Below are 20,841 nucleotides of genomic sequence, written 5' to 3'. Positions count from 1 at the left end.
GCGGTCACATCCGTTCCGGCGCCGAGACGCCCAGCAGTTCCAGTCCGTTGGCCAGCACCTGGCTGGTGGCGTCATTGAGCCACAGCCTGGTGCGGTTGGTGTCGGTGATGGGTTCCTCGCCCTGCGGCGCCACGCGGCAGGCGTCATACCAGCGGTGGTAGGCGCCGGCGATCACTTCGAGGTGGCGGGCCACGCGGTGCGGCTCGCGCAGCTCGGCGGCCTTGGCCACGATCGAGGGATAGCTGCCCAGGTGCGAGAGCAGCTCGTTTTCGGTGGGGTGCTCCAGCAGGGCGGCGTTGAAGCTGTCTATGCCGTCCACACGGCGCTCCACGCCGGCGGCCACGGCGTTGCGGGCGGCGCCGCGGGAGCGGGCGTGGGCGTACTGGACGTAGAACACCGGGTTTTCGTTGCTGTGCTTCTTCAGCAGCTCCGGGTCCAGCGTCAGCGGCGAATCGGCGGGGAACCGGGCCAGCGAGTAGCGGACGGCGTCCTTGCCGAGCCAGGAGATGAGGTCCTTGAGCTCGATGATGTTGCCGGCTCGCTTGGATAGCTTGGCGCCGTTGACGGAGACCAGCTGACCGATCAGGACCTCGATGTTGACCTCGGGGTCGTCCCCGGCGGCTGCCGCGATGGCCTTGAGCCGGTTGATGTAGCCGTGGTGGTCGGCGCCGAGGAGGTAGATCTTCTCGGTGTAGCCGCGGTCCTTCTTGGACAGATAATAGGCGGCGTCGGCGGCGAAGTACGTGGGCTCACCGTTTGCGCGGACCATCACGCGGTCCTTGTCATCGCCGAAGTCGGTGGTGCGCAGCCAGACCGCGCCGCCGTCGTCGAACACGTGGCCCTGTTCGCGCAGGCGGGCGACGGCGTCCTCGATCGCGCCGGCGTCGTGGAGCTCCTGCTCGGAGAAGTAGACATCGAAGTCGACGCCAAACTCGGCCAGCGTCTGCTTGATGTCATGCATCTGCGCCTTGTAGGCGGCGCCCCGGATCACCGGCAGGGCCGCCACCTCGGTGAGTTCGCGGATGTCCGGGTGCTCGGTGAGCACCTCGTGGCCGAGGTCCGCGATGTACTGGCCCGGGTAGCCGCCCTGGGGCACGTCCAGGCCGTGCAGCCTCGCGAACACGGAGTTCGCGAATACGTTCATCTGGGAACCGGCGTCGTTGATGTAGTACTCGGCAGTGACGTCGGCACCGGAGGCCCGGAGGACGCGGGCGATCGCGTCGCCGAGGGCGGCCCAGCGGGTGTGGCCGATGTGCAGCGGGCCGGTGGGGTTGGCCGAGACGAATTCCATGTTGACCACGTGCCCGGCGAGCGCGGTGTTGGTGCCGTAGGCCGCACCGGCCTCGACGATCGCCTTGGCGAGGGCACCGGCGGCAGCGGCGTCCACCGTGATGTTCAGGAAGCCGGGGCCGGCAATGTCCACCGCGGACACGCCGTCGATCGTTTTGAGCCGGGCGCTCAGGACGGACGCGAACTCCCGCGGGTTGATGCCCGCCGTTTTGGCCAGCTGGAGGGCGACGTTGGTGGCCCAGTCCCCGTGGTCCCTGTTCTTGGGGCGTTCCACGCGCACCTCATCCGGGATGTCGGCCGCGGAGAGGGCTATGTCACCGGCGGCGACGGCGTCCTTCAGGCAGGCGGATATGGCGAGGGAGAGTTCTTCTGGGGTCACACTTCTAGCCTACCGGTGGGCCCGGAGTGCGGCGGAATCTGGCACCCGGCATGACGGCGGGGCCGGTTACGGGAATACCCAAGGTCTTCGATGCCTCGCACCAAGGGTGAACCGTTACCCTGAATTCAACGTCTGCAACCGTGTCAGTGCCTCCACATTGTTCGCTGTCCGATCCCCGCAAAGAATCGAGTCCCGCATGAATACCGCCTTCCGCAAAAGCGTCCTCGTCGGCATTGCCGGCCTCTCCGTGGCCGGAACTGCGGCTGGCTGCGCCCCTTCTGCGCAGGCCCCGGCCGCAGAGGCCGCGCCGCCCGCAGCTTCCGGGACCGCCGGTACCGGTTCCTACAAGGACGGCACGTACAGCGCCGACGGGAACTACACCTCCCCCAACGGCACTGAGACCGTGGGCGTGGAGCTGACGCTGGCCGGCGGTGCCGTGTCCGACGTGAAGATCACGCAGCACCCCTCGAATCCGAACACCCGAAAGTTCCAGGGCGAGTTCGCCGGCGGCATCCAGTCCCAGGTTGTTGGCAAGAAGCTCGACGAGATCAAGGTTTCCAAAGTGGCCGGATCCTCGCTGACCAGCGGCGGCTTCAACCAGGCCGTGGCGAAGATCAAGTCACAGGCCCAATAGCGCAACAAGGGAACAGAGGAATCGTGGCGCATCCGGGCTGGGCGCACTTCAGCTTTGACGGGATCGGGACCCGCTGGGAGATTTCCACCCCGTCCCGGCTCTCCGGCGAGCTCCGCCGCGGCCTGCTCGCCACGGTGGCGGAGTACGACGCCGCGTGGTCCCGGTTCCGCCCCGATGCGCTCATTGCCGACGCAGCCCGGACGCCTGGCCGCATTGAGCTGCCCGCCGAAGGGGCCGCCCTGGGCGAGCTGTACGGCACCCTGTACCGGCTCACCGGGGGTGCGATGACCCCGCTCATCGGCGGGAGCCTGGAGCGCCTGGGCTACGACGCCACCTACACCCTGCGCCCGGGCGGTGCGCCGCTTCCCGCGCCCCGGTGGGAGGATGCGCTGGACTGGCAGGGCACCGCGCTGACCACCACGGTTCCGGTGGTGATCGACGTCGGCGCGGCCGGAAAGGGCCAGCTGGCCGATCTGCTCTCCGCCCAGCTCCGGGACGGCGGCTGCGCCGGGCATTTCATCGATGCCAGCGGGGACCTGCTGAATCCGGGGCCGGATCCGGTGGCGGTTGCCCTCGAGCACCCCTACGATCCCACCCGGGCAATCGGCACCGTCCAGCTGGGGGCCGGTGCCCTGTGCGCTTCCGCCGCCAACCGGCGCGCCTGGGGCGACGGGTTCCATCATGTCCTGGACGGCACCACGGGAGCGCCGGTGCGTACCGTTGTCGCCAGCTGGGCCATGGCCGGGACCGCGATGGTGGCGGATGCGCTGGCCACTGCGTTGTTCTTTGTCGACGGTCCGCGGCTGGAGCAGGAGTTCGATTGCGCCTGGCTCACGGTTTATGCGGACGGGCACGCGGAATATTCAGCCGACTTCGAAGGGGCCCTGTTCTCATGACTGCCATCACCACCACAGCCCTCGGCTCGAGGCTGGACACCGCCTTGGGCCGGCTCACGATGTACCGGCTGGTGCTGTGGGTCCTGGCCGTCCTGGCCGGCTACAGCCTGCTGCTCAATGTGCTGGGCTGGCTGACGTTCGGGCTGCCGGAAATGCTGGCCCACCTTGCCCTGTGCCTTGGCCTGACGTACGCCTCCAGCCAGGGGCTGGCCGCACTGTTCCATGTGCGGCCGCACACGGAATCCTCACTCATCACCGGCCTGCTGCTGTACTTTCTTTTCTGGCCCAGCGAGCTGACCCAGGGCCTCCAGCTGGCGGAGATCGCCGGCGTCGCCCTGGCCTGCGTCCTGGCCTCGGCCTCGAAGTACGCGCTGGCCTGGCGCGGCCGGCACATCTTCAATCCGGCCGCGGCCGGCGCGTTCCTCGCCGGGCTGACCGGGCTCAACATTGCCACCTGGTGGGCCGCGACGCCGGCCATGCTCTGGCTGGTGCTGCCAGGGGTGCTGCTGGTGCTCTACCGGACCCGGAAGTTCGCCATGGCCGCCGTCTTCACCGTGGTTGCCGTGTCCATCGTGGCCGCCGATCTGCTCCAGGCCGGGATGAATCTCCCCGAGGCCCTGTGGCAGACCCTCGCGCAGCGGCCGGTGCTGTTCTTCGTCGGGTTCATGCTCACCGAGCCGCTCACCCTGCCCCCGCGGCGCTGGCAGCAGCTGGCGCTGGCCGCCGTCGTCGGGGCACTGTTTGCCGTCCCCTACAACCTGGGGTTTGTGGCCAACTCCCCCGAGCTGGCGCTGCTCGCGGGCAACGCGCTTGCCTTCGCCGTCGGACAGCGGGGCGGGGTCCGGTTGGCGTTCGTCGCGAGCCGTCCGCTGACGCCCACGACGACGGAATTCAGCTTCCGCCCGGAACGTCCGGTGCGCTTCGCTCCCGGACAGGCCCTGGAGCTCCACCTGCCCCCGGACACGGCCGGCGACGCTCGCGCCGCCAGGGGCGATGGAAAGGGTGATGGCAAGGGAATTCGGCGCGTGTTCAGCCTGACCAGCGCCCCCGGAGCATCACTGCTGACGATCGGGGTGGGGACGGCCGAACCGGTGTCCTCAGCCAAGCGATCGCTGCTGTCCCTGGCACCCGGCGCCGGGCTCACCGCCACCACGGTGAGCGGCGACTTCGTCCTGCCCCGGGACCCGGCCACCCCCGTGCTGCTCGTCGCGGCCGGAATCGGGATCACCCCGTATGTGGCCCAGCTGGCCGGGGCGTCGGCCGGAAACCCGGCCGGGGACCGCGACGTTGTCCTGCTGTACCTGGCCAAGAGTGCCGCCGAACTGAGCTACGCCGAGGAGCTCCAGCGCTCGGGGGCGCGCATCGTGGCCCGGCTGGCCGACGGTTCGGCGCCGCCGGCCAACATGGAGGACGCAGGCGCCGGAAGAATTGACGCGGCGGCCCTCAAGGACCTGGTGCCGGACATCGGCGGCCGGGAAGTCTTCATCTCCGGCTCGCCCGCCAGCGTGCGTTCGCTGCGGGCCGCGGCGCGTGGCGCGGGCGCCCGCCGGGTCCATGTGGATACGTTCACCGGCTACTGACGCCGCTACTGAGCGGACCGGCCAATCCGCGGGAACGGCCAAGCTGAGGACCCCGCACATAGGCCGTGTTGGACCGAAACTTGACTCCACAAATGAGCGACCGTTTTCCACGGTTTTCCGTTGGAGGCCACCTTCCTGCTAAGCTCTAGGACGTCCCGCCGGTAACGGCAGGAACCCTGACTGCCCTCGTAGCTCAGGGGATAGAGCGTCTGCCTCCGGAGCAGAAGGTCGTTGGTTCGATTCCAATCGAGGGCACAAAATACCGGCATCGCCGGCAAACCCCGCTGTTTCATTGAAACGGCGGGGTTTTTTTGTGCCCTGAATCCCGCCCAAAGATCGCGGAAATCCAGCGGCTTTGCCCCTGCCGATTGTCGGTGCTCCCTCGTAGGCTGTTTTCATCGGTGGCGGGCTACCCTGCCGGCTCCGAAGCATGAAGGGGGTCTCAAGTGTTCTTCTCAACTGTGCACTGTTCCATCGTTCCGCCCTATTTGCTCCGCAGGCTGGCCGCACAGCAAAAGCCGGAGCTCTCCAGGGCCGCCCACGGGGCAAAGCAGGCCCTGCAACACGTCCCGGGGTTCCAGGCCTCCCGCGCAGTGCCCGGACCCGGCAGCCGTCCGGGCCTGCGGGAGCTCAAGCCGTCCCCGCCGGAACGGACGGTCTACGATGCCAAGTCCACCGAGAAGCTGCCCGGCAGCGTGGTCCGCAAAGAAGGCGAACCGCCCACCGGCGATCCCGCCGCCGACGAGGCCTATGACGGGCTGGGGCACACCCACCGCCTCTACGCCGAGGCCTTCGGACGCAATTCGATCGACGGCAAAGGCCTGCACCTTGATGCCACGGTCCACTACGGCCGCCTGTACGACAACGCTTTCTGGGACGGCCAGCAAATGGTCTTCGGCGACGGTGACGGCCAGGTCTTCGGGCGGTTCACGAAATCCCTGAGCGTCATTGGCCACGAGCTCACCCACGGCGTGACCCAGTACTCGGCCGGGCTGGTCTACCGCAACCAGGCCGGCGCCCTGAACGAATCGATGTCCGATGTCTTCGGTGCCCTCGTTGAGCAGTACGTGCGGAAGCAGTCGACGGCGGAGGCCAGCTGGCTGATCGGTGAAGGCCTCTTCACGGACCAGGTGCAGGGGGCCGCCTTGCGTTCCATGAAGGCTCCGGGAACGGCATACGACGACGACGTGCTCGGCAAGGACCCGCAGCCGGACTCGATGGACGGCTACGTGCGCACAAGCGCGGACAACGGCGGCGTGCACATCAACTCCGGCATCCCCAACCGCGCGTTCTGCCTGGTGGCCACCGCCCTCGGCGGCAATGCCTGGGACGCACCGGCACAGATCTGGTACGAGACCCTGACGGGCGGCAAGCTGTCCCCCACCGCCACGTTCGGTGCCTTCGCCAAGGCAACAGCCGCCTCTGCCAAGGAGCTTTTCGGCGAGGATTCCAAGGAACATGACGCCGTGCGCTCCGCGTGGGAAACTGTGAAGGTCAAGCTCCCGGGAGCCCGACGATAAGCCCAGGCCCCTGCAGATCCGAGTCCGATGAAGGTCCGAGTCCGATGAAGATAACTGTCCAGCGCAGTGGCGGCGTGGCCGGAATGAAAAGGACGTGGACCGTCCGGCCCGAGCCGCCCGAGGACACCGACCGGTGGCAGCCGCTGATTGAGGCCTGCCCCTGGGACGACGTCGCCGGGACCAGCGGGACATCCGGCCAGCCGGACCGGTTCATGTACAGCATCCGGGCCGATCAACGGCGGGCGGTCCTGCCCGAGCGTGAACTGACGGGCCCGTGGCGCGACCTCGTCGAATGCGCACGGGCCGCGGCCGAGGAATCGGCGCCGCCGGGCTTTGCCTAGACGCTCCTGCCGGGCCGGGGCCCGCTACGCCGTGGCCAGGTGCCCGCGGAACGTGCGCCGGTAGGACTGCGGGCTGGTGTCCAGCGCCTTCGTAAAGTGGTGCCGCAACAGGACCGAATGTCCGAAGCCGGATTCCCTCGCGATTTCGTCGATATTGAGCTCCGTGGTTTCCAGCAGCTCCTGGGCACGGAGCACCCGTTGGGAATTGAGCCAGGCCGCCGGGGTGGCCCCCGTTTCCGCACGGAAGCGCCGCGCAAATGTCCGCGGCGACATATGGACCCTGGCCGCCAGCTCGTTGACTGCGTGTTCCTCGTCCAGGTGCCGGACCATCCACTGCAGCAGCTGCTCCATGGGTTCCGAGCCGCACTGCGGAATGGGCCGGTCGATGTATTGGGCCTGGCCGCCGTCCCGGTGCGGAGGGACCACCATGTCCCGGGCGATGGCGGCGGCCACCTTGGCGCCGAACTCCACGCGGACCAGGTGCAGGCAGGCATCGATCCCCGCGGCCGTGCCGGCACTCGTGATGATCCGGCCGTCCTCGACGTAGAGGACATTTTCATCCACCAGCACGGCCGGGTATCGGCTGGCCAGTTCCTGGGAGTAATGCCAGTGCGTGGTGCATCGGCGGCCATCGAGCAGGCCTGCCCGGGCCAGGGCAAAGGCACCGGAACAAATGGACATCACCCAGGCGCCCCGGGCATGGGCCGCCCGCAGCGCCTCCAGGACGGATTCGGGAACGTCCTCGTCCCGGCCGTACGGCGCCATCACCACCAGGTCGGCGTCGGCAGTTGCTTCCAGCCCGAGACCGACGTGCATGGACAGGCCGGACTTGAGCGGGACGTCGCCCGGCTCGGGCGCGCAGACGCGGAAATCGAACGCGGGCACGCCGTTTCCGCGGTCCGAGCGGTCGATGCCGAAGACCTCGAAAGCCGTCGCGAACTCGAAGATCGAGAAGTTGGGAACCACGATCATTGCCACTGATTTGATCATGATTTCATCCTGACAGAACAGTGGCAGAAATTATAGCTTTTTGGGCATTTCTGCCACTTCTTTTAGTTCTTGGACCGGAGAACCATAGAGGTATGGAACTCCTCGGAATCGCCGTCATCGTCCTGATCATCGCCGGCCTCGCAGCCACCATCTCCGCCCTGCGGAAGGACGGCCTCGGTCACACCCCGCCCGTCCGCTCGGAAGAGTACTGGATGGCCCGGGACCTGCCGAGCGTCAACTACACCCTGCGGAACTTCTAAGTCCGCGCACGTTTTGCCCACACGCCCATCGGGCCCGGCCCATCAAGCCGGGCCCTCACTATGCGCCGGGCCTGAAGCAGCAACGGAACAGCCCGGCCGCAGCAGCCGGACCCGATAGAAGGACCGCACAGCCGCCGCCACCCCAGCGGACAGTCCACCCCAGTAGACTGTCTCCAGCCATGACATTGCATATTTCCTACCCCGCCGAGCTGCCGGTCTCCGAGCGCCGCGAAGATCTTATGGCCGCCATCGCGGCCAACCAGGTGACCATCATCGCCGGCGAGACCGGCTCGGGTAAGACCACCCAGATCCCCAAGATGTGCCTTGAGCTCGGCCTGGGCGAGAACGGGCTGATCGGCCACACCCAGCCCCGCCGTCTCGCGGCCCGCACCGTGGCCGAGCGCATCGCGGAGGAACTCGGCGTCGAAATCGGCCAGGAAGTCGGTTTCCAGGTCCGCTTCACCGGCGAGGTCAGCCGGTCCACCAAGGTCAAACTCATGACCGACGGCATCCTGCTGGCGGAGATCCAGCGCGACAGGCTGCTGCGCAAGTACAACGCCATCATCATTGACGAGGCGCACGAGCGCAGCCTCAACATCGACTTCATCCTCGGCTACCTCAAGCGCATCCTGCCGCAGCGCCCGGACCTGAAGATCATCATCACCTCGGCCACCATCGATCCGGAGCGCTTCGCCAAGCACTTCGGCAGCGACGAGGAGCCCTCCCCCATCATCGAGGTGTCGGGCCGGACCTTCCCGGTGGAAATCCGCTACCGGCCGCTTTCCCAGCCGGCCGGCGGCGCCGAAGATGGAGCCGGAGAAGGTGCCGCGGCGGACGACGAACTCGAGGAGGACCGCGACCCGCTCGATGCGGTGTGCGACGCCGTCGACGAGCTCGCCCTGGAAGCCCACGGCGACATCCTGATCTTCTTCTCCGGCGAGCGCGAAATCCGCGACGCGGCGGAGGCCCTCAACGCCCGCATCCAGTCCAACCGGCGCCTCGCGGGCACCGAGGTCCTTCCCCTCTTCGCCCGGTTGAGCCTGCAGGAGCAGCACAAGGTTTTCCACCCCGGCAGCAAGCGCCGGATCGTACTTGCCACCAACGTCGCCGAAACCTCGCTGACGGTCCCCGGCATCAAGTACGTGATCGACACCGGCACGGCCCGGATCTCGCGCTACTCGCACCGGACCAAGGTCCAGCGCCTGCCGATTGAGCGCGTCTCCCAGGCTTCGGCCAACCAGCGCTCGGGCCGCTGCGGCCGCGTTTCCGACGGTATCGCGATCCGGCTGTACTCCGAGGAGGACTTCGAGTCGCGGCCGCTGTTCACGGATCCGGAGATCCTGCGCACCAACCTCGCGGCCGTCATCCTGCAGATGACCGCCATGGGCGTGGCCCGCGGACCGAAGGACGTGGAGAACTTCCCGTTCGTCGAGCCGCCGGATTCGCGCGCCATCAACGACGGCGTCAGTCTCCTGCGCGAGCTCGGCGCCCTGACCGCCGCGCGGCAGGAGCCAACGGACGACGGCGGGCAGCGCGACGGCGGGCAGCGCCGCGGTTCCGGCCGTCCCGGAAGCGGGCTCACCGCCGTCGGGCAGCAGTTGGCCCAGCTGCCGGTGGACCCCAGGCTCGGCCGGATGATCGTGGAGTCCGGAAAGCGGGGCTGTGTCCGGGAGGTCATGATCCTGGCCGCCGCGCTCACCATCCAGGACCCGCGCGAGCGTCCAACAGACAAGCAGCAGCTCGCCGCGGAGAAGCACGCCCGCTTCCGGGACGAGAACTCGGATTTCACCGGTTACCTGAACCTGTGGAACTACCTGCAGGAGAAGCAGCAGGAACTGTCCTCCACGGCGTTCCGCCGGCTCTGCCGCAACGAGTTCATCAACTACCTGCGGGTCAGGGAGTGGCAGGACCTGTTCGCCCAGCTCCGCCAGCTGGCCCGCCCGCTGGGCATCAGCCTGGACAACAAGCGCCTTGCCGATCCGGTGGGCAACCACGACGGCATCCACATCAGCCTGCTCTCGGGGCTGCTGAGCCACGTCGGCATCCTCGACGAGCGCAAGCGCGAGTACGCCGGAGCCCGCGGCAGCCGCTTCGCGATTTTCCCGGGTTCGGCACTGTTCAAGAAGTCACCCACGTTCGTGATGGCCGCCGAGCTCGTGGAGACGAGCCGGCTCTGGGCCCGCGTCGCGGCGAAGTTCGATCCGCTCTGGGCCGAACAGGTGGCCCCCGACCTGGTCAAGCGCAGCTACAGCGAGCCGCACTGGTCCAAGAAGATGGGCGCGGTGATGGCCCACGAAAAGGTCACGCTGTACGGCGTGCCCATCATCCCGAGCCGGCGGATCAACTACGGCAAGGTGGATCCGGAGCTCTGCCGCGAGCTCTTCATCCGCCATGCCCTGGTTGAAGGCGACTGGCAGACCCACCACAAGTTCTTCCACCGCAACCGCGCGCTGCTGCACGAAGTCGAGGAACTCGAGGCCCGGATGCGGCGCCGCGACATCCTGGTGGACGACGAGACACTCTTCGAGTTCTACGACGCCCGGATCGGCGCGGAGGTCGTCTCGGAGCGGCACTTCGACAAGTGGTGGAAGGACGCACGGCAGCAGGATCCCACGCTGCTCGACTTCGACCAGTCCCTGCTGATCAGCGAGGACGCCGCGGCCCTGGACGATTCGGCCTATCCCAAGACCTTGTTGCACAAGGGCTTCGAGCTGCCGCTGAGCTACGAGTTTCACCCCGTGGCGCCCGGTTCGCCGCCAAATCCATCCGACGGCGTCACCGCCGAGGTGCCGGTGCTGTTCCTGAACCAGCTCGACGATGCCGCGTTCCGCTGGCTGATCCCCGGGCAGCGCGTGGAACTCGTCACGGCGCTCATCAAGTCGCTGCCCAAGCAGATCCGCAAGAACTTCGTTCCTGCCCCGGACGTGGCCCGCCAGGCCGTCGCGGCACTGGAAGCGGACTTCGATCCCGCCACGGACGAGCTCGAACCGTCGCTGGAACTGGTGCTGCGCCGGATCCGCGGACAGGTCATTCCGCCGGGCTCCTGGAACTGGGACGCCGTCCCGTCGCATTTGCGGGTCAGCTTCCGCGTGGTGGATTCCCGCGGCAAGTTGCTGGATGAGGGCAAGGACCTAAACGCGCTGCAGGAGCGGCTGGCCCCAGCCACCCGCCGGGCCATCGCGGAATCCCTCGGTGCCACCCCGGGCACCACGGCACCCCAATCCAAGGGAAATGCCGCGGCGAAGGCGAAAGCCGGCGCGAACGGCAAGGATGGCGCGCGTTCATCACGGGCCGGCACGTCCCCGTCGGCCGCCCTGGCCGCTGCCGCAGCCGCGGCGCCGGGCGGGTTCACCGAAATGTCCGGGCTCAAGGACTGGACCTTTGGAACCGTCCAGCGCCAGGTCCAGGGAACCGTTGGCGGGCACACCGTCACCGGCTATCCCGCCTTGGTGGATGAGGGAACGTCCGTGGCGCTGCGGCTGTTCCAGACGCCGTCGGAACAGCAGGAAGCCATGCGCGGCGGGGTCATCCGGCTCCTGGCCCTGAAAGTGCCGCCGCCGGACCGCTATGTCCTGGAGCACCTGAACAACACCGAGAAACTGACGTTCAGCCAGAACCCGCACGGTTCCGTGGCCGCGCTGATCGCCGACTGCGCCCTGGCCGCCATCGACAAACTCACGCCGGCCCCGCTGCCGTGGGACGAGGCCTCCTTCAAGGCACTCTACGAGAGCGTCCGGGCGGAGCTGATCGACACCGTCTTTACCGTCACCGCCGTCGTCGAACGCATCCTGGCCAGTACCCGCCGGATCGAAAAGCAGCTCAAGGGCACCACGAGCCTGGCCCTGATCAGCGCGCTCAACGACGTCAAGAGCCAGCTCGAGCAGCTGGTGTATCCGGGTTTCGTGGCACGCACGGGCTACGCCCAGCTCAGCCAGCTGCCCCGCTACCTCGCGGCGATCGAAAAGCGCCTCGAGAAGCTGCCGGGCAACGTGCAGCGGGACGCCCAGCACATGGCCGCGGTCCAGGCCCTGGAGGACGACTACGACGACGCCGTGTCCGCGCTGCTGCCCGGGCGGCGGGCGGGCGCGGAGTTAACCCACGTGCGCTGGATGATCGAGGAACTGCGGGTGAGCCTCTTCGCCGTCGAACTCGGGACCGCCTATTCGGTGTCCGAAAAGCGTATCCGGGCCGCCCTTAACAAAGTGCTGGCGCCGGCGTAGACCCCTGAGGGTGCTGCGCCGGCGCCAGCACTGGCGGCCGGGCGGGACCTAGGCGGCCGGGACGTGCTCCGCGTGGCCGGCCGTGCGGAGGCCTTGGCGGAGCTTCTCCGCGTTGGCGTCCAGCCTGGCCGGATCCGGGTGCTGGTCCACGGAGCCGAAATCAAAGTCCGCCATCGAGTTCGATGGCCACACGTGGACGTGCATGTGGTTGATTTCGTAGCCGGCCACGATCAGCCCGGCCCGGGCGGCGTCGAACACCTCCACCTGGACCGCGCCGATCTTGCGGGCAACCTCCATGACCCGGCCGAGGACCTCGGGCGAGGCATCCGTCCAGCGGTCCACTTCCTCGGTGGGCACCACGAGGGTGTGGCCGTCGGCCAGCGGGCCCATGGTCAGGAACGCCACGACGCCGTCCTCGCGCCAGACGAAGCGGCCCGGGATCTCGCCGTTGATGATTTTGGTGAAGAGAGTGCTCATGCGTCCGCCTTTTCTGCCGGGGACCCCAGGGTACTGACGTCCAGGACAAAACGGTACTTGACGTCGCCTGCCACCATGCGGTCGTAGGCTTCGTTGAGCTGGTCCGCGCCGACCACCTCAACGTCGGACACCACGCCGTGCTCGGCGCAGAAGTCCAGCATCTCCTGCGTCTCGGCGATGCCGCCGATCAGCGAACCCGCATAGGCGATCCTGCGCCGGATCAGCACCCCGGGATTGACGGGCGGCATCGCTTCGGCGGGCAGGCCCAGCTGGAACAGCACACCGTCCAGGCCCAACGTGCGGAAGTAGGGGTTGAGGTCGTGCGGTGCGGCGACGGTGTCGATAATGACGTCGATGCTGCGGTTCGCGGCTTCCATCGCGGCCGGGTCGGTGGAGAGGATGACGTCGTCGGCGCCCAGCTCGCGCGCTGCGGCGAATTTGTTCTCCGACGTCGTGAAGACCTTGACCTCGGCGCCCATGGCCTTGGCGATCTTGACGGCCATATGGCCGAGGCCGCCCAGTCCGACGACGCCGACGACGTCGCCTTCCTCGACCTCGAAGTGGTTCAGGGGCGAATATGTGGTGATGCCGGCGCACAGCAGGGGCGCCGCGGCGGCGGGGTCCAGTGCTTCCGGCACCCGCAGGACATAGTGGCGGTCCACCACGATCGACGTGGCATACCCGCCCTGGGTGATGGCGCCGTCGTTGCGGGCATCCTTCGCCCCGTAGGTTCCCACCGCGGCGTTTTCGCAATACTGCTCGAGGCCGTCCAGGCAGCTGTCGCACTCGCGGCAGGAGTCCACGATGCAGCCCACGCCCACGCGCTCACCCACCGTGAAGTCGTCGACGGCGGAACCGAGCCGGGTGACCCGGCCGACGATCTCGTGGCCCGGGATCAACGGGTAGGTGCCGCCGCCCCATTCGCCCCGGGTGGCGTGCACGTCCGAGTGGCACAGTCCGCAGAATTCAACGGCGATCTCGACGTCGTCCGCCTTCGGCGCCCGTCGGGACACGGTCAAGGGAACAAGCCCGCTGTCCGGTGAGGTGGCACCGTACGCAGCAGCGAGTGTGGGGCCGGCGTTCTGCGCGGCGCTGTCCGCGGTGGCGGATTTGGTGTCTGTGGTGTCCAAATCCGGCAACGGCTTGGCAAGGGGCGGGGGTACGGGACGTCCAGGTGTCATACGTTGACGCTACCCCCGGTCCCGGGATGTATTCCACTTTGGGGTGGCTCGCTGGCGACGGCTCGTCGCTCAGGTCGGGCACGTTGCCCAACTGGTCGTGCGTCAACGAACCGGGGGCACCCTGGGGACGCCGTACGAGCAACTGGCCGGAAGGCCGGATACTCAACTGCGTCCAAGACTTCCGCACCGACAGCCGCCATCATTCGCTAACGAATTGGCCGCCGCCGGGCAGTTGGCACCCGGGGCGGACCCCTGCGGCCATCATTGTCGGGGGTCCCTGAAACACTGGATTCATGGACGGCAATCAGGGGCCCGAAGTGGCTCCGGCAGGATACGGCGACGATGGCCCGAGTCGCGCCGGGAGCGGCGCGGCCACCATTCCGGGCACCGCGGAGGCAGCCTCCGCGGAGGTGGCGGGCCGGCTGGACGCCGGGCCGATGGGCTTAGGCTGTCCGCCCACGGACAGTGCCGGGATCATTGACCGGATCCGGGAACTGGAAGACTGGAAGTCCGCCGCGTCCGCGGAACAGGCCCGGCTCGCCGTGGCCTTCGACCTGCTCCAGCGCCGCGAACAAGGCCGGCTCGGGGTCCCGGCCGAGAGGCTTGGCGCCGGGGTCGGTGCGCAGATCGCCCTGGCCCGGCGCGAATCCCCGGCCAGGGGCGGCCGGCTGCTGGGCCTGGCCAAAGCCCTCGTCACCGAGATGCCGCACACCCTTACCGCCCTGGAAGCCGGGCAGCTGAACGAATGGCGCGCCACCCTGCTGGTGCGCGAAACCGCGTGCCTGACCCCGGCCGACCGGGCCGCCGTCGACGCCGACCTCGCCGCCGATGCCGGGACGTTCGCCGGGGCCGGTGACCGGTCCCTGGTCGCCGCTGCCCGGGCCGCCGCGTACCGGCGTGACCCCCGCTCCGTCACCGAACGCGCCGCGCACGCCGCCACCGAGCGGCACGTCAGCCTCCGCCCGGCCCCCGATGCGATGACCTGCCTGACCGCGCTGCTGCCCGTGACCGCCGGCGTCGCCGTCTACAAGGCGTTGAGCGGGCACGCCGACACCCTCCATGCCGCCGGGGACCCGAGGGGCCGCGGGCAGCTGATGGCCGATGCGCTGGTCGAACGCACCACCGGCACCCCCGGCGGGATCACCGGCGTCGAAATCCAGCTCGTCATCACCGACCGCACCCTCTTCCAGGGCAACGCCGAACCCGCCGTCCTGCCCGGCTACGGCACCGTCCCCGCCGGCTGGGCCCGGGAACGCATCGGCGCCGGGACGAACGCCGAGGACCGGAACTTCAACCTCTGGCTCCGCCGGGTCTACACCCACCCCGGCGCCGGCGAGCTCATCGCCATGGACTCCCGCGCCCGGCTCTTCCCGCCCGGGCACCGCCGCTTCATCCAGGCCCGCGACGACACCTGCCGCACCCCGTACTGCGACGCGCCCATCCGCCACCTGGACCACATCATTCCCTGGCACACCGGCGGCCCGACCACCACGGACAACGCCGCCGGCCTCTGCGAAGCCTGCAACCACACCAAAGAAAACCCCGGCTGGAAAGCACGCCCCAGCCCCGAAGCCGCACCCGGATCCGCCTTGAGCATCGGCGCGAGGCACACCCTCGAACTCACCACCCCCACCGGCCACACGTACGGTTCCACCGCGCCGCCCCTGCCCGGAACACCGCTTCGGCCATCAGCCACAGACCAGCCAGGCGCCCAGCCAGGCTCCCGCCGCCGGCGCCAGCTCCGGCACCAAGCCAAAACGCTCAGGCGTGGAAAGCCCAAAGTGGCCGCCGCAGCATAGGAATCATTGTCTGCCTGGGGATGAACTGGAGGCGCTCTGAGCAGCCTGCGCGGGCCGTCCGGCGCTCGGGCTGGCCCTTAGTGTGAAGCTGCGTCCTCGCCGTACGGTTCCGGCCCGGTGACAACATCGTTCGCGGGACCGTGGCACCACTCCGAAAAGGACCCCGGATAGAGGGCAGCGGAAAAGCCGGCAATCTCGAGGGCGGCGATTTCATGGGCCGCTGTCACTCCGGACCCGCAGTACACGGCAGTGGGAACGCCGTCCCGGTAACCGAGCTGTTCGAAGCGCTCCCGCAGCTCCGCCGGGGCAAGGAAGCGCCCGTCAGCGCGCAGGTTCCCGGTGGTAGGGGCACTGACGGCCCCCGGAATATGGCCGGCGCGGGGATCCACGGGCTCGATTTCGCCGCGGTACCGCTCCCCCGCCCGGGCGTCCAACAGCAGCCCCCGCCGGCCCCAACTGGCGGCTTGTCCGGCGTCGATCGCGGGCATGGCGCCGTCGGACAGGGTGACGTTTCCGGGTGCGGGCTGTTCGGGTCCGGCCGCCAGCTCGAACCCGGCAGCCCGCCACGCGGCCAGGCCGCCGTCGAGCAGGTACACAGAACTGAAGCCGGCGTTGCGCAGCATCCACCACAGCCGGGCCGCAGCCATGTTGCCGCTGTCGTCGTACGCTACGACCACATCGCCGTCGTTGATGCCCCAGCGGCGCGCTGACTCCTGGAACTGCTCCGACGGCGGCAACGGATGCCTGCCGCGTTCCGGTTCCGCCGGTCCGGCAAGTTCAGTGGCGAGATCCACGAAGACGGCCCCGGGGATGTGTCCGCGCAGGTAGTGATCGTGACCGTGGGGATCCCCCAGCGCCCAGCGAACGTCGAGGAGTACTGTGCGCTGGCCGGCTGCGCCGGCGTCGTCCATCCGGTCCTTGAGGGCGGCAGCATCGAGAAGGGTGTCCATTTCCCCACTCTATCTTTGGCGTCCCGCCGCCCCCGGTAGGCTGTAGCGGTGAACACAGCGCACCTGCAGGACCGGGCCTGGGCCGACGAGGCCGTCCGCCGGATCAACGCCGAAAACAACCGCTCAGCCGACACCCACCTGTACTCGGTGCCGCTCCCGGAGCACTGGGGCGTGCAGCTGTACCTGAAGGACGAATCCACCCACCGCACCGGCAGCCTCAAGCACCGGCTGGCGCGGTCCCTGTTCCTCTTCGGCCTCGTCAACGGCTGGATCCGGGAAGGCACCACGATCGTGGAGGCATCCAGCGGCAGCACCGCCGTCTCCGAAGCCTATTTTGCGCAGCTGCTGGGACTGCCCTTCATCGCCGTGATGACCCGGACCACCAGCCGCGAGAAAATCGCCCTGATCGAACAGTTCGGCGGCTCCTGCCATCTGGTGGACCATGCCTCCGAGGTCTACGAGGCCGCCGCGGATCTGGCCAGCAGCACGGGCGGGCACTACATGGACCAATTCACGTACGCCGAACGGGCCACGGACTGGCGCGGGAATAACAACATCGCCGAATCGATCTTCGGCCAGCTGGCGCTGGAGGAGCACCCGGTCCCCCGCTGGGTGGTGGTCGGGGCCGGCACCGGCGGGACCAGCGCCACGATTGGCCGGTACCTGCGCTACCACCGCTACGAGACGGGCCTCGCCGTCGTCGACCCTGAAAATTCCGCGTTCTATCCGGGCTGGCGGAACAGCCGGCCCGACGGCGGGACAGCTGGCGGCGGGACTGCAGCTGACGCACCCGCGGCGGGATTGCCCTCCCGCATCGAGGGCATCGGCCGGCCGCGGATGGAGCCGAGTTTTGTGCCCGCCGTGATCGACCACATGATCCAGGTTCCCGACGCCGCGTCGGTGGCGGCCATGCGGCATCTGAGGGACCACGCCGGTCTGCACGCGGGTCCGTCCACCGGGACCAACCTCTGGGGCGCGTGGCAGCTCATCGCCGGGATGATCGCGGAGGGCCGCCGGGGCAGTGTTGTGACCCTGATGTGCGACGCCGGGGACCGCTACGCCGGAAATTACTACAACCCGGAGTGGCTGGCGGCCCACGGCTTGGATCCCGAACCCCACGAGGCCGTGCTGGGCGAGTTCTTCCGGACCGGCGTCTGGCCGGCCTAAACCAGCCGGCCAGCCCGCCCGTCAGCACGCCGGCCTAAGCCCGCCAAGGGGCCAGCGGCGGCTAAACCTCCGCTGTATCGCCGGCGGAAAGGTGCCGGTACTCGGTGCCGTACTTGGCGCCGATCCGGGTCACGTGCCCCTCCACCAGGCCGCGGCCCAGCTCGTTCAGGAGCGCGTCGTGGATCGGGAAGGCCTGTGGTGCGCGGACACCGATGACAAAATCCACCACTTCGCCCACCTTGTTCCACGGGGCGTGGATGGGTACAAGCAGCGTCTTGACATCGACGCCGTCGGGGATCGCGAAGGAGTCCCCCGGGTGGTAGACATTGCCGTCGACGAGGTAGCCGACGTTGGCCACCACGGGGATCTGCGGATGGATGAGGGCGTGCTGGCCGCCAAAGGTCCTGATGGCGAAGCCCGACGTTTCAAATTCCTCACCCGCGCCCGCCGCATGGATGCGGCTTCCGGCGTCGGGCGCCTTGCCGCGGAGCGTCGCGGCCACGGCCTCCGGGGCGAAAAGCTCAAGGGTGGTGTTCGACTGCAACGCCGCGGCGACGGCGTCGACGTCCACATGGTCCGCGTGCTCGTGGGTAATGAGCACCGCATGTGCTCCGGCCAGGGCCTGGTCCGTCTCCGAAAAGGTGCCCGGGTCAAACACCAGCACCCGGCCGTCCTGTTCGAGGCGGACACAGGCGTGAGTAAATTTGGTCAGCTTCATCCGGCCAGCCTAGGCACCAGCCGTCACAGTGTCCACGAAGCGCCGCTGGCAATCTTGGGCGCTGGTAATCTTGGACATTGCCACACTCAGCGAGTCCCACCCGCGAATTCTTTTGACGAAGCGAGTTCCACGATGTCCCAAGGCGCTACCACCGGCAGCAGCCGGACTCCGGCCTCGGCACCCGTGCAGGGCAAGGAACAGCGCGTCACCAAGCAGCGTCTCGCCGTCAGTGCCGCCCTGGACGACCTGGCGGACTTCGTCAGCACCCAGGAACTGCACCGCATCCTCCAGGAGCGCGGCACCGCGGTGTCCCTCGCGACCTCCTACCGGATCCTGCAGTCCCTCGCCGACGACGGGCTGGTGGATGTCCTGCGCAACGCCGACGGCGAAGCGGTGTACCGGCGCTGCGCCGTCACCGGGCACCACCATCACCTGCTGTGCCGGAACTGCGGCAAGGCCGTGGAAGTGGAAGCACCGGCGGTCGAGGCCTGGGCCGCGCGGATCGCGAATGAGCACGGCTTCACCGCGGTGGAGCACACCGTGGAAATCTTCGGCCTGTGCCCAGAATGCACAGCCAGTCAGCCAGGCCAGTAGCCGAAGCTGCTGAAATTCCCCACCTTTGACCTCGTGACCCCAGAAATCACCGGCGGGGCGCAGGGACCCGCCGGCGGCCGACGGCAAACCTGGGGAAATTCCGCCACTGTGGCGTGAGAGCGTTTAAGCCGACGCAGCGGCGCTCCGCACCACCCGGCCGTTGAGTCCCCGTCTGGCCCGTGCGCCACCGATCATCCGGCAGGCCACGTAAATCAGGAAGGACAACGTGGTCACATAGGGGCTGATCGGCAGCCGGCCGCCGAGGGCCAGCAGAATGCCTCCGACGGTCGCCGTCATCGCAAAGACGATGCTCAGCGTGACAACCAGTCGGGGCGAGGACGTGACGCGCATGGCGGCGGCCGCGGGCGTGATCAGCAGGGCCAGCACCAGCAGCGCGCCCACAATCTGGATAGACAACGCCACGCTGATCCCCAGCAGCACCATGAAACCAAGGGCGAGGGCCCGCACCGGCACGCCGCGGGCGGTGGCGACATCGGGGTCGACACTGGCAAAGGTCAACGGCCGCCAGATGGCGGCCAGCGCCAGCATCACCACGACGGCGGCGACCGCCAGGACCTGCAGCTGGACGGTCCCGACCGACACGATCTGCCCGGTGAGCAGGCCGAACTTGTTGGCCGCCCGGCCCTCGTACAGGGACAGGAAGAGGATGCCCAGGCCAAGCCCGAAGGGCATGATGACGCCGATGATCGAGTTCTTGTCCCGTGCGCGGACCCCCATCACGCCCAGCACCAGGGCTGCCAGCACGGATCCTGCCAGCGAGCCGAGGATGATGTCGGCGCCGATCAACAGCGCGAACGCCGCGCCGGCAAAGGAGAGCTCCGAGATCCCGTGGACGGCGAAGGCGAGGTCGCGTTTCATCACGAAGGTGCCCATGATTCCGCCGAGCAGCCCGAGGACGGCGCCGGCCCAGATGGAGTTCTGCACCAGGACCAGCAGCTCGCCGTAGTTTTCGAAGTTGAAGATTGAGTGCAGCAGGTCGCCCAGATCCACTTAGCCCACCTCGCCCGCGACTGAGTGCGCGTCCAGATGGTGGTGCGTCGCGGCGTCCGGCAGCCCGACGACGATCAGCCGGCCGTTGGCCTGGATGACCTCAACACGGCTGTCGTACAAATCGGAGAGCACCTCGGTGGTCATGACCTCCGCGGGTGTGCCCACCCGGAACTTTCCGCCGGCCAGGTACAGGACCCGGTCCACGTAGTCCATGATCGGGTTGATCTCGTGGGTCACGAACACCACGGCGCTGTCCGCGTCGCGGCATTGCCTGTTGATCAGCGCGCTGACGCCCTGCTGGTGCTGAAGGTCAAGGGAGAGCAGCGGCTCGTCGCACAGCAGCACCTTGGGATCGGTCGCGAGGGCCTGCGCCACGCGCAGGCGCTGCTGCTCACCGCCGGAAAGCTGCCCCACCGGCACCTTGGCGTAGTCGGTGGCGCCCACAAGCTCCAGGAGTTCATCGACTTTACGGTTCACCTTGGCGCCGCCGAGGCGGATGCCCCAGCGGTGGCCGTCGACGCCGAGGGCCACGAGGTCGCGGGCGCGCAGGGGCGTATCGGGGTCGAATGATTTCTGCTGGGGCACGTAGCCGATCCGGCGGCTTCCCCGTTCAACGGGGTGGCCGTCGAGCACGGCCGTTCCCGTGCTCAGTTCCTGCAATCCCAGCAGGACCTTCAGGAAGGTGGTCTTGCCGCTGCCGTTGGGCCCGAGCACGGCAAAGAATTCACCCGGGTTGATGTCCAGGTCCAGGCCCTCCCAGAGAGTCCGTTGGCCGAACGCCAGGGAGGCGCCGCGCAGGCTCACTACCGGTGTCAAAAGGGGTTTCCTCGATTT

General features: G+C 68.4%; 18 protein-coding genes and 1 tRNA gene. 11 read left to right on the top strand and 8 right to left on the bottom strand.

Annotated features, from left to right (window positions below):
* Positions 1–4 precede the first annotated feature (4 nt).
* Complete coding sequence (gene argS, locus AC1DBX_RS05405) at positions 5–1,669, bottom strand: arginine--tRNA ligase (RefSeq protein ID WP_476931233.1); 1,665 nt, start codon at positions 1,667–1,669, stop codon at positions 5–7.
* Between the two features lie 196 nt (positions 1,670–1,865).
* On the opposite strand from argS, the gene AC1DBX_RS05400 reads away from it, so the two are divergent.
* The 6 genes from AC1DBX_RS05400 to AC1DBX_RS05375 all read left to right on the top strand — a co-directional run bounded on the left by AC1DBX_RS05400 (position 1,866) and on the right by AC1DBX_RS05375 (position 6,640).
* On the top strand, positions 1,866–2,303 hold the full coding sequence (locus AC1DBX_RS05400; RefSeq protein WP_476848838.1) for an FMN-binding protein: 438 nt from the start codon (positions 1,866–1,868) through the stop codon (positions 2,301–2,303).
* A 23-nt stretch (positions 2,304–2,326) separates the two neighbouring features.
* Entirely contained in the window at positions 2,327–3,199 is an 873-nt protein-coding gene (locus AC1DBX_RS05395; RefSeq protein ID WP_476848837.1) for an FAD:protein FMN transferase, read from the top strand.
* Positions 3,196–4,779: an FAD-dependent oxidoreductase gene (locus tag AC1DBX_RS05390; protein ID WP_476931232.1), complete on the top strand. Its 1,584-nt coding sequence runs from the start codon at positions 3,196–3,198 to the stop codon at positions 4,777–4,779. Before AC1DBX_RS05395 ends, AC1DBX_RS05390 begins: the two co-directional genes overlap by 4 nt.
* A 182-nt stretch (positions 4,780–4,961) precedes the next feature.
* Positions 4,962–5,034 (top strand) — tRNA-Arg (locus tag AC1DBX_RS05385).
* Positions 5,035–5,225: 191 nt separating this feature from the next.
* Positions 5,226–6,299 carry a M4 family metallopeptidase gene (locus tag AC1DBX_RS05380; RefSeq protein ID WP_476848835.1) on the top strand — a complete coding sequence of 358 codons (1,074 nt, stop codon included), beginning with the start codon at positions 5,226–5,228 and terminating at the stop codon, positions 6,297–6,299.
* Positions 6,300–6,343: 44 nt separating this feature from the next.
* Positions 6,344–6,640 (top strand): protealysin inhibitor emfourin, encoded by a 297-nt coding sequence (locus AC1DBX_RS05375; protein WP_230007827.1) that lies wholly within the window; start codon positions 6,344–6,346, stop codon positions 6,638–6,640.
* A 24-nt stretch (positions 6,641–6,664) separates the two neighbouring features.
* On the opposite strand, the gene AC1DBX_RS05370 is transcribed toward AC1DBX_RS05375, so the two are convergent.
* Entirely contained in the window at positions 6,665–7,630 is a 966-nt protein-coding gene (locus AC1DBX_RS05370) for a GlxA family transcriptional regulator (RefSeq protein ID WP_079554497.1), read from the bottom strand.
* Between the two features lie 92 nt (positions 7,631–7,722).
* Here AC1DBX_RS05370 and AC1DBX_RS05365 point away from each other — a divergent pair, with 92 nt between their 5' ends.
* Both AC1DBX_RS05365 and hrpA read left to right on the top strand, forming a co-directional pair.
* Positions 7,723–7,890 (top strand): hypothetical protein, encoded by a 168-nt coding sequence (locus tag AC1DBX_RS05365; RefSeq protein ID WP_230007826.1) that lies wholly within the window; start codon positions 7,723–7,725, stop codon positions 7,888–7,890.
* A 179-nt stretch (positions 7,891–8,069) separates the two neighbouring features.
* Positions 8,070–12,110, top strand: coding sequence for an ATP-dependent RNA helicase HrpA (gene hrpA, locus AC1DBX_RS05360; protein ID WP_476858843.1), 4,041 nt, complete (start codon positions 8,070–8,072; stop codon positions 12,108–12,110).
* A gap of 48 nt (positions 12,111–12,158) precedes the next feature.
* Here the strand turns inward: hrpA and AC1DBX_RS05355 are convergent, their stop codons facing one another.
* Entirely contained in the window at positions 12,159–12,587 is a 429-nt protein-coding gene (locus tag AC1DBX_RS05355) for an HIT family protein (protein ID WP_476857530.1), read from the bottom strand.
* Positions 12,584–13,768 carry an NAD(P)-dependent alcohol dehydrogenase gene (locus AC1DBX_RS05350; RefSeq protein WP_476931231.1) on the bottom strand — a complete coding sequence of 395 codons (1,185 nt, stop codon included), beginning with the start codon at positions 13,766–13,768 and terminating at the stop codon, positions 12,584–12,586. The genes AC1DBX_RS05355 and AC1DBX_RS05350 overlap by 4 nt, the downstream gene beginning before the upstream one ends.
* Positions 13,769–14,061: 293 nt before the next feature.
* On the opposite strand from AC1DBX_RS05350, the gene AC1DBX_RS05345 reads away from it, so the two are divergent.
* Positions 14,062–15,567: an HNH endonuclease gene (locus tag AC1DBX_RS05345; protein WP_476931230.1), complete on the top strand. Its 1,506-nt coding sequence runs from the start codon at positions 14,062–14,064 to the stop codon at positions 15,565–15,567.
* Between the two features lie 77 nt (positions 15,568–15,644).
* Here the strand turns inward: AC1DBX_RS05345 and AC1DBX_RS05340 are convergent, their stop codons facing one another.
* Positions 15,645–16,517, bottom strand: a complete 873-nt coding sequence (locus AC1DBX_RS05340; RefSeq protein WP_476871295.1) for a sulfurtransferase — start codon at positions 16,515–16,517, stop codon at positions 15,645–15,647.
* Between the two features lie 48 nt (positions 16,518–16,565).
* Between AC1DBX_RS05340 and AC1DBX_RS05335 the strand changes: the two genes are divergently transcribed.
* Positions 16,566–17,684, top strand: a complete 1,119-nt coding sequence (locus tag AC1DBX_RS05335) for a PLP-dependent cysteine synthase family protein (RefSeq protein ID WP_476931229.1) — start codon at positions 16,566–16,568, stop codon at positions 17,682–17,684.
* A gap of 61 nt (positions 17,685–17,745) precedes the next feature.
* Here AC1DBX_RS05335 and AC1DBX_RS05330 read toward each other — a convergent pair whose 3' ends face one another.
* Positions 17,746–18,402 carry an MBL fold metallo-hydrolase gene (locus AC1DBX_RS05330; protein WP_476931228.1) on the bottom strand — a complete coding sequence of 219 codons (657 nt, stop codon included), beginning with the start codon at positions 18,400–18,402 and terminating at the stop codon, positions 17,746–17,748.
* 132 nt (positions 18,403–18,534) lie between these two features.
* Here AC1DBX_RS05330 and AC1DBX_RS05325 point away from each other — a divergent pair, with 132 nt between their 5' ends.
* On the top strand, positions 18,535–18,996 hold the full coding sequence (locus tag AC1DBX_RS05325; RefSeq protein ID WP_223916071.1) for a Fur family transcriptional regulator: 462 nt from the start codon (positions 18,535–18,537) through the stop codon (positions 18,994–18,996).
* 123 nt (positions 18,997–19,119) lie between these two features.
* On the opposite strand, the gene AC1DBX_RS05320 is transcribed toward AC1DBX_RS05325, so the two are convergent.
* Both AC1DBX_RS05320 and AC1DBX_RS05315 read right to left on the bottom strand, forming a co-directional pair.
* Entirely contained in the window at positions 19,120–20,007 is an 888-nt protein-coding gene (locus tag AC1DBX_RS05320) for a metal ABC transporter permease (protein WP_476848826.1), read from the bottom strand.
* Positions 20,008–20,823 carry a metal ABC transporter ATP-binding protein gene (locus tag AC1DBX_RS05315; RefSeq protein ID WP_223916075.1) on the bottom strand — a complete coding sequence of 272 codons (816 nt, stop codon included), beginning with the start codon at positions 20,821–20,823 and terminating at the stop codon, positions 20,008–20,010.
* Between the last annotated feature and the right edge of the window lie 18 nt (positions 20,824–20,841).

The sequence above is a fragment of the Arthrobacter sp. 10N44_2 genome (assembly GCF_056394385.1).
Note: the sequence above shows the minus strand (reverse complement) of the source record. Positions and strands in the feature narration are given on the sequence as shown.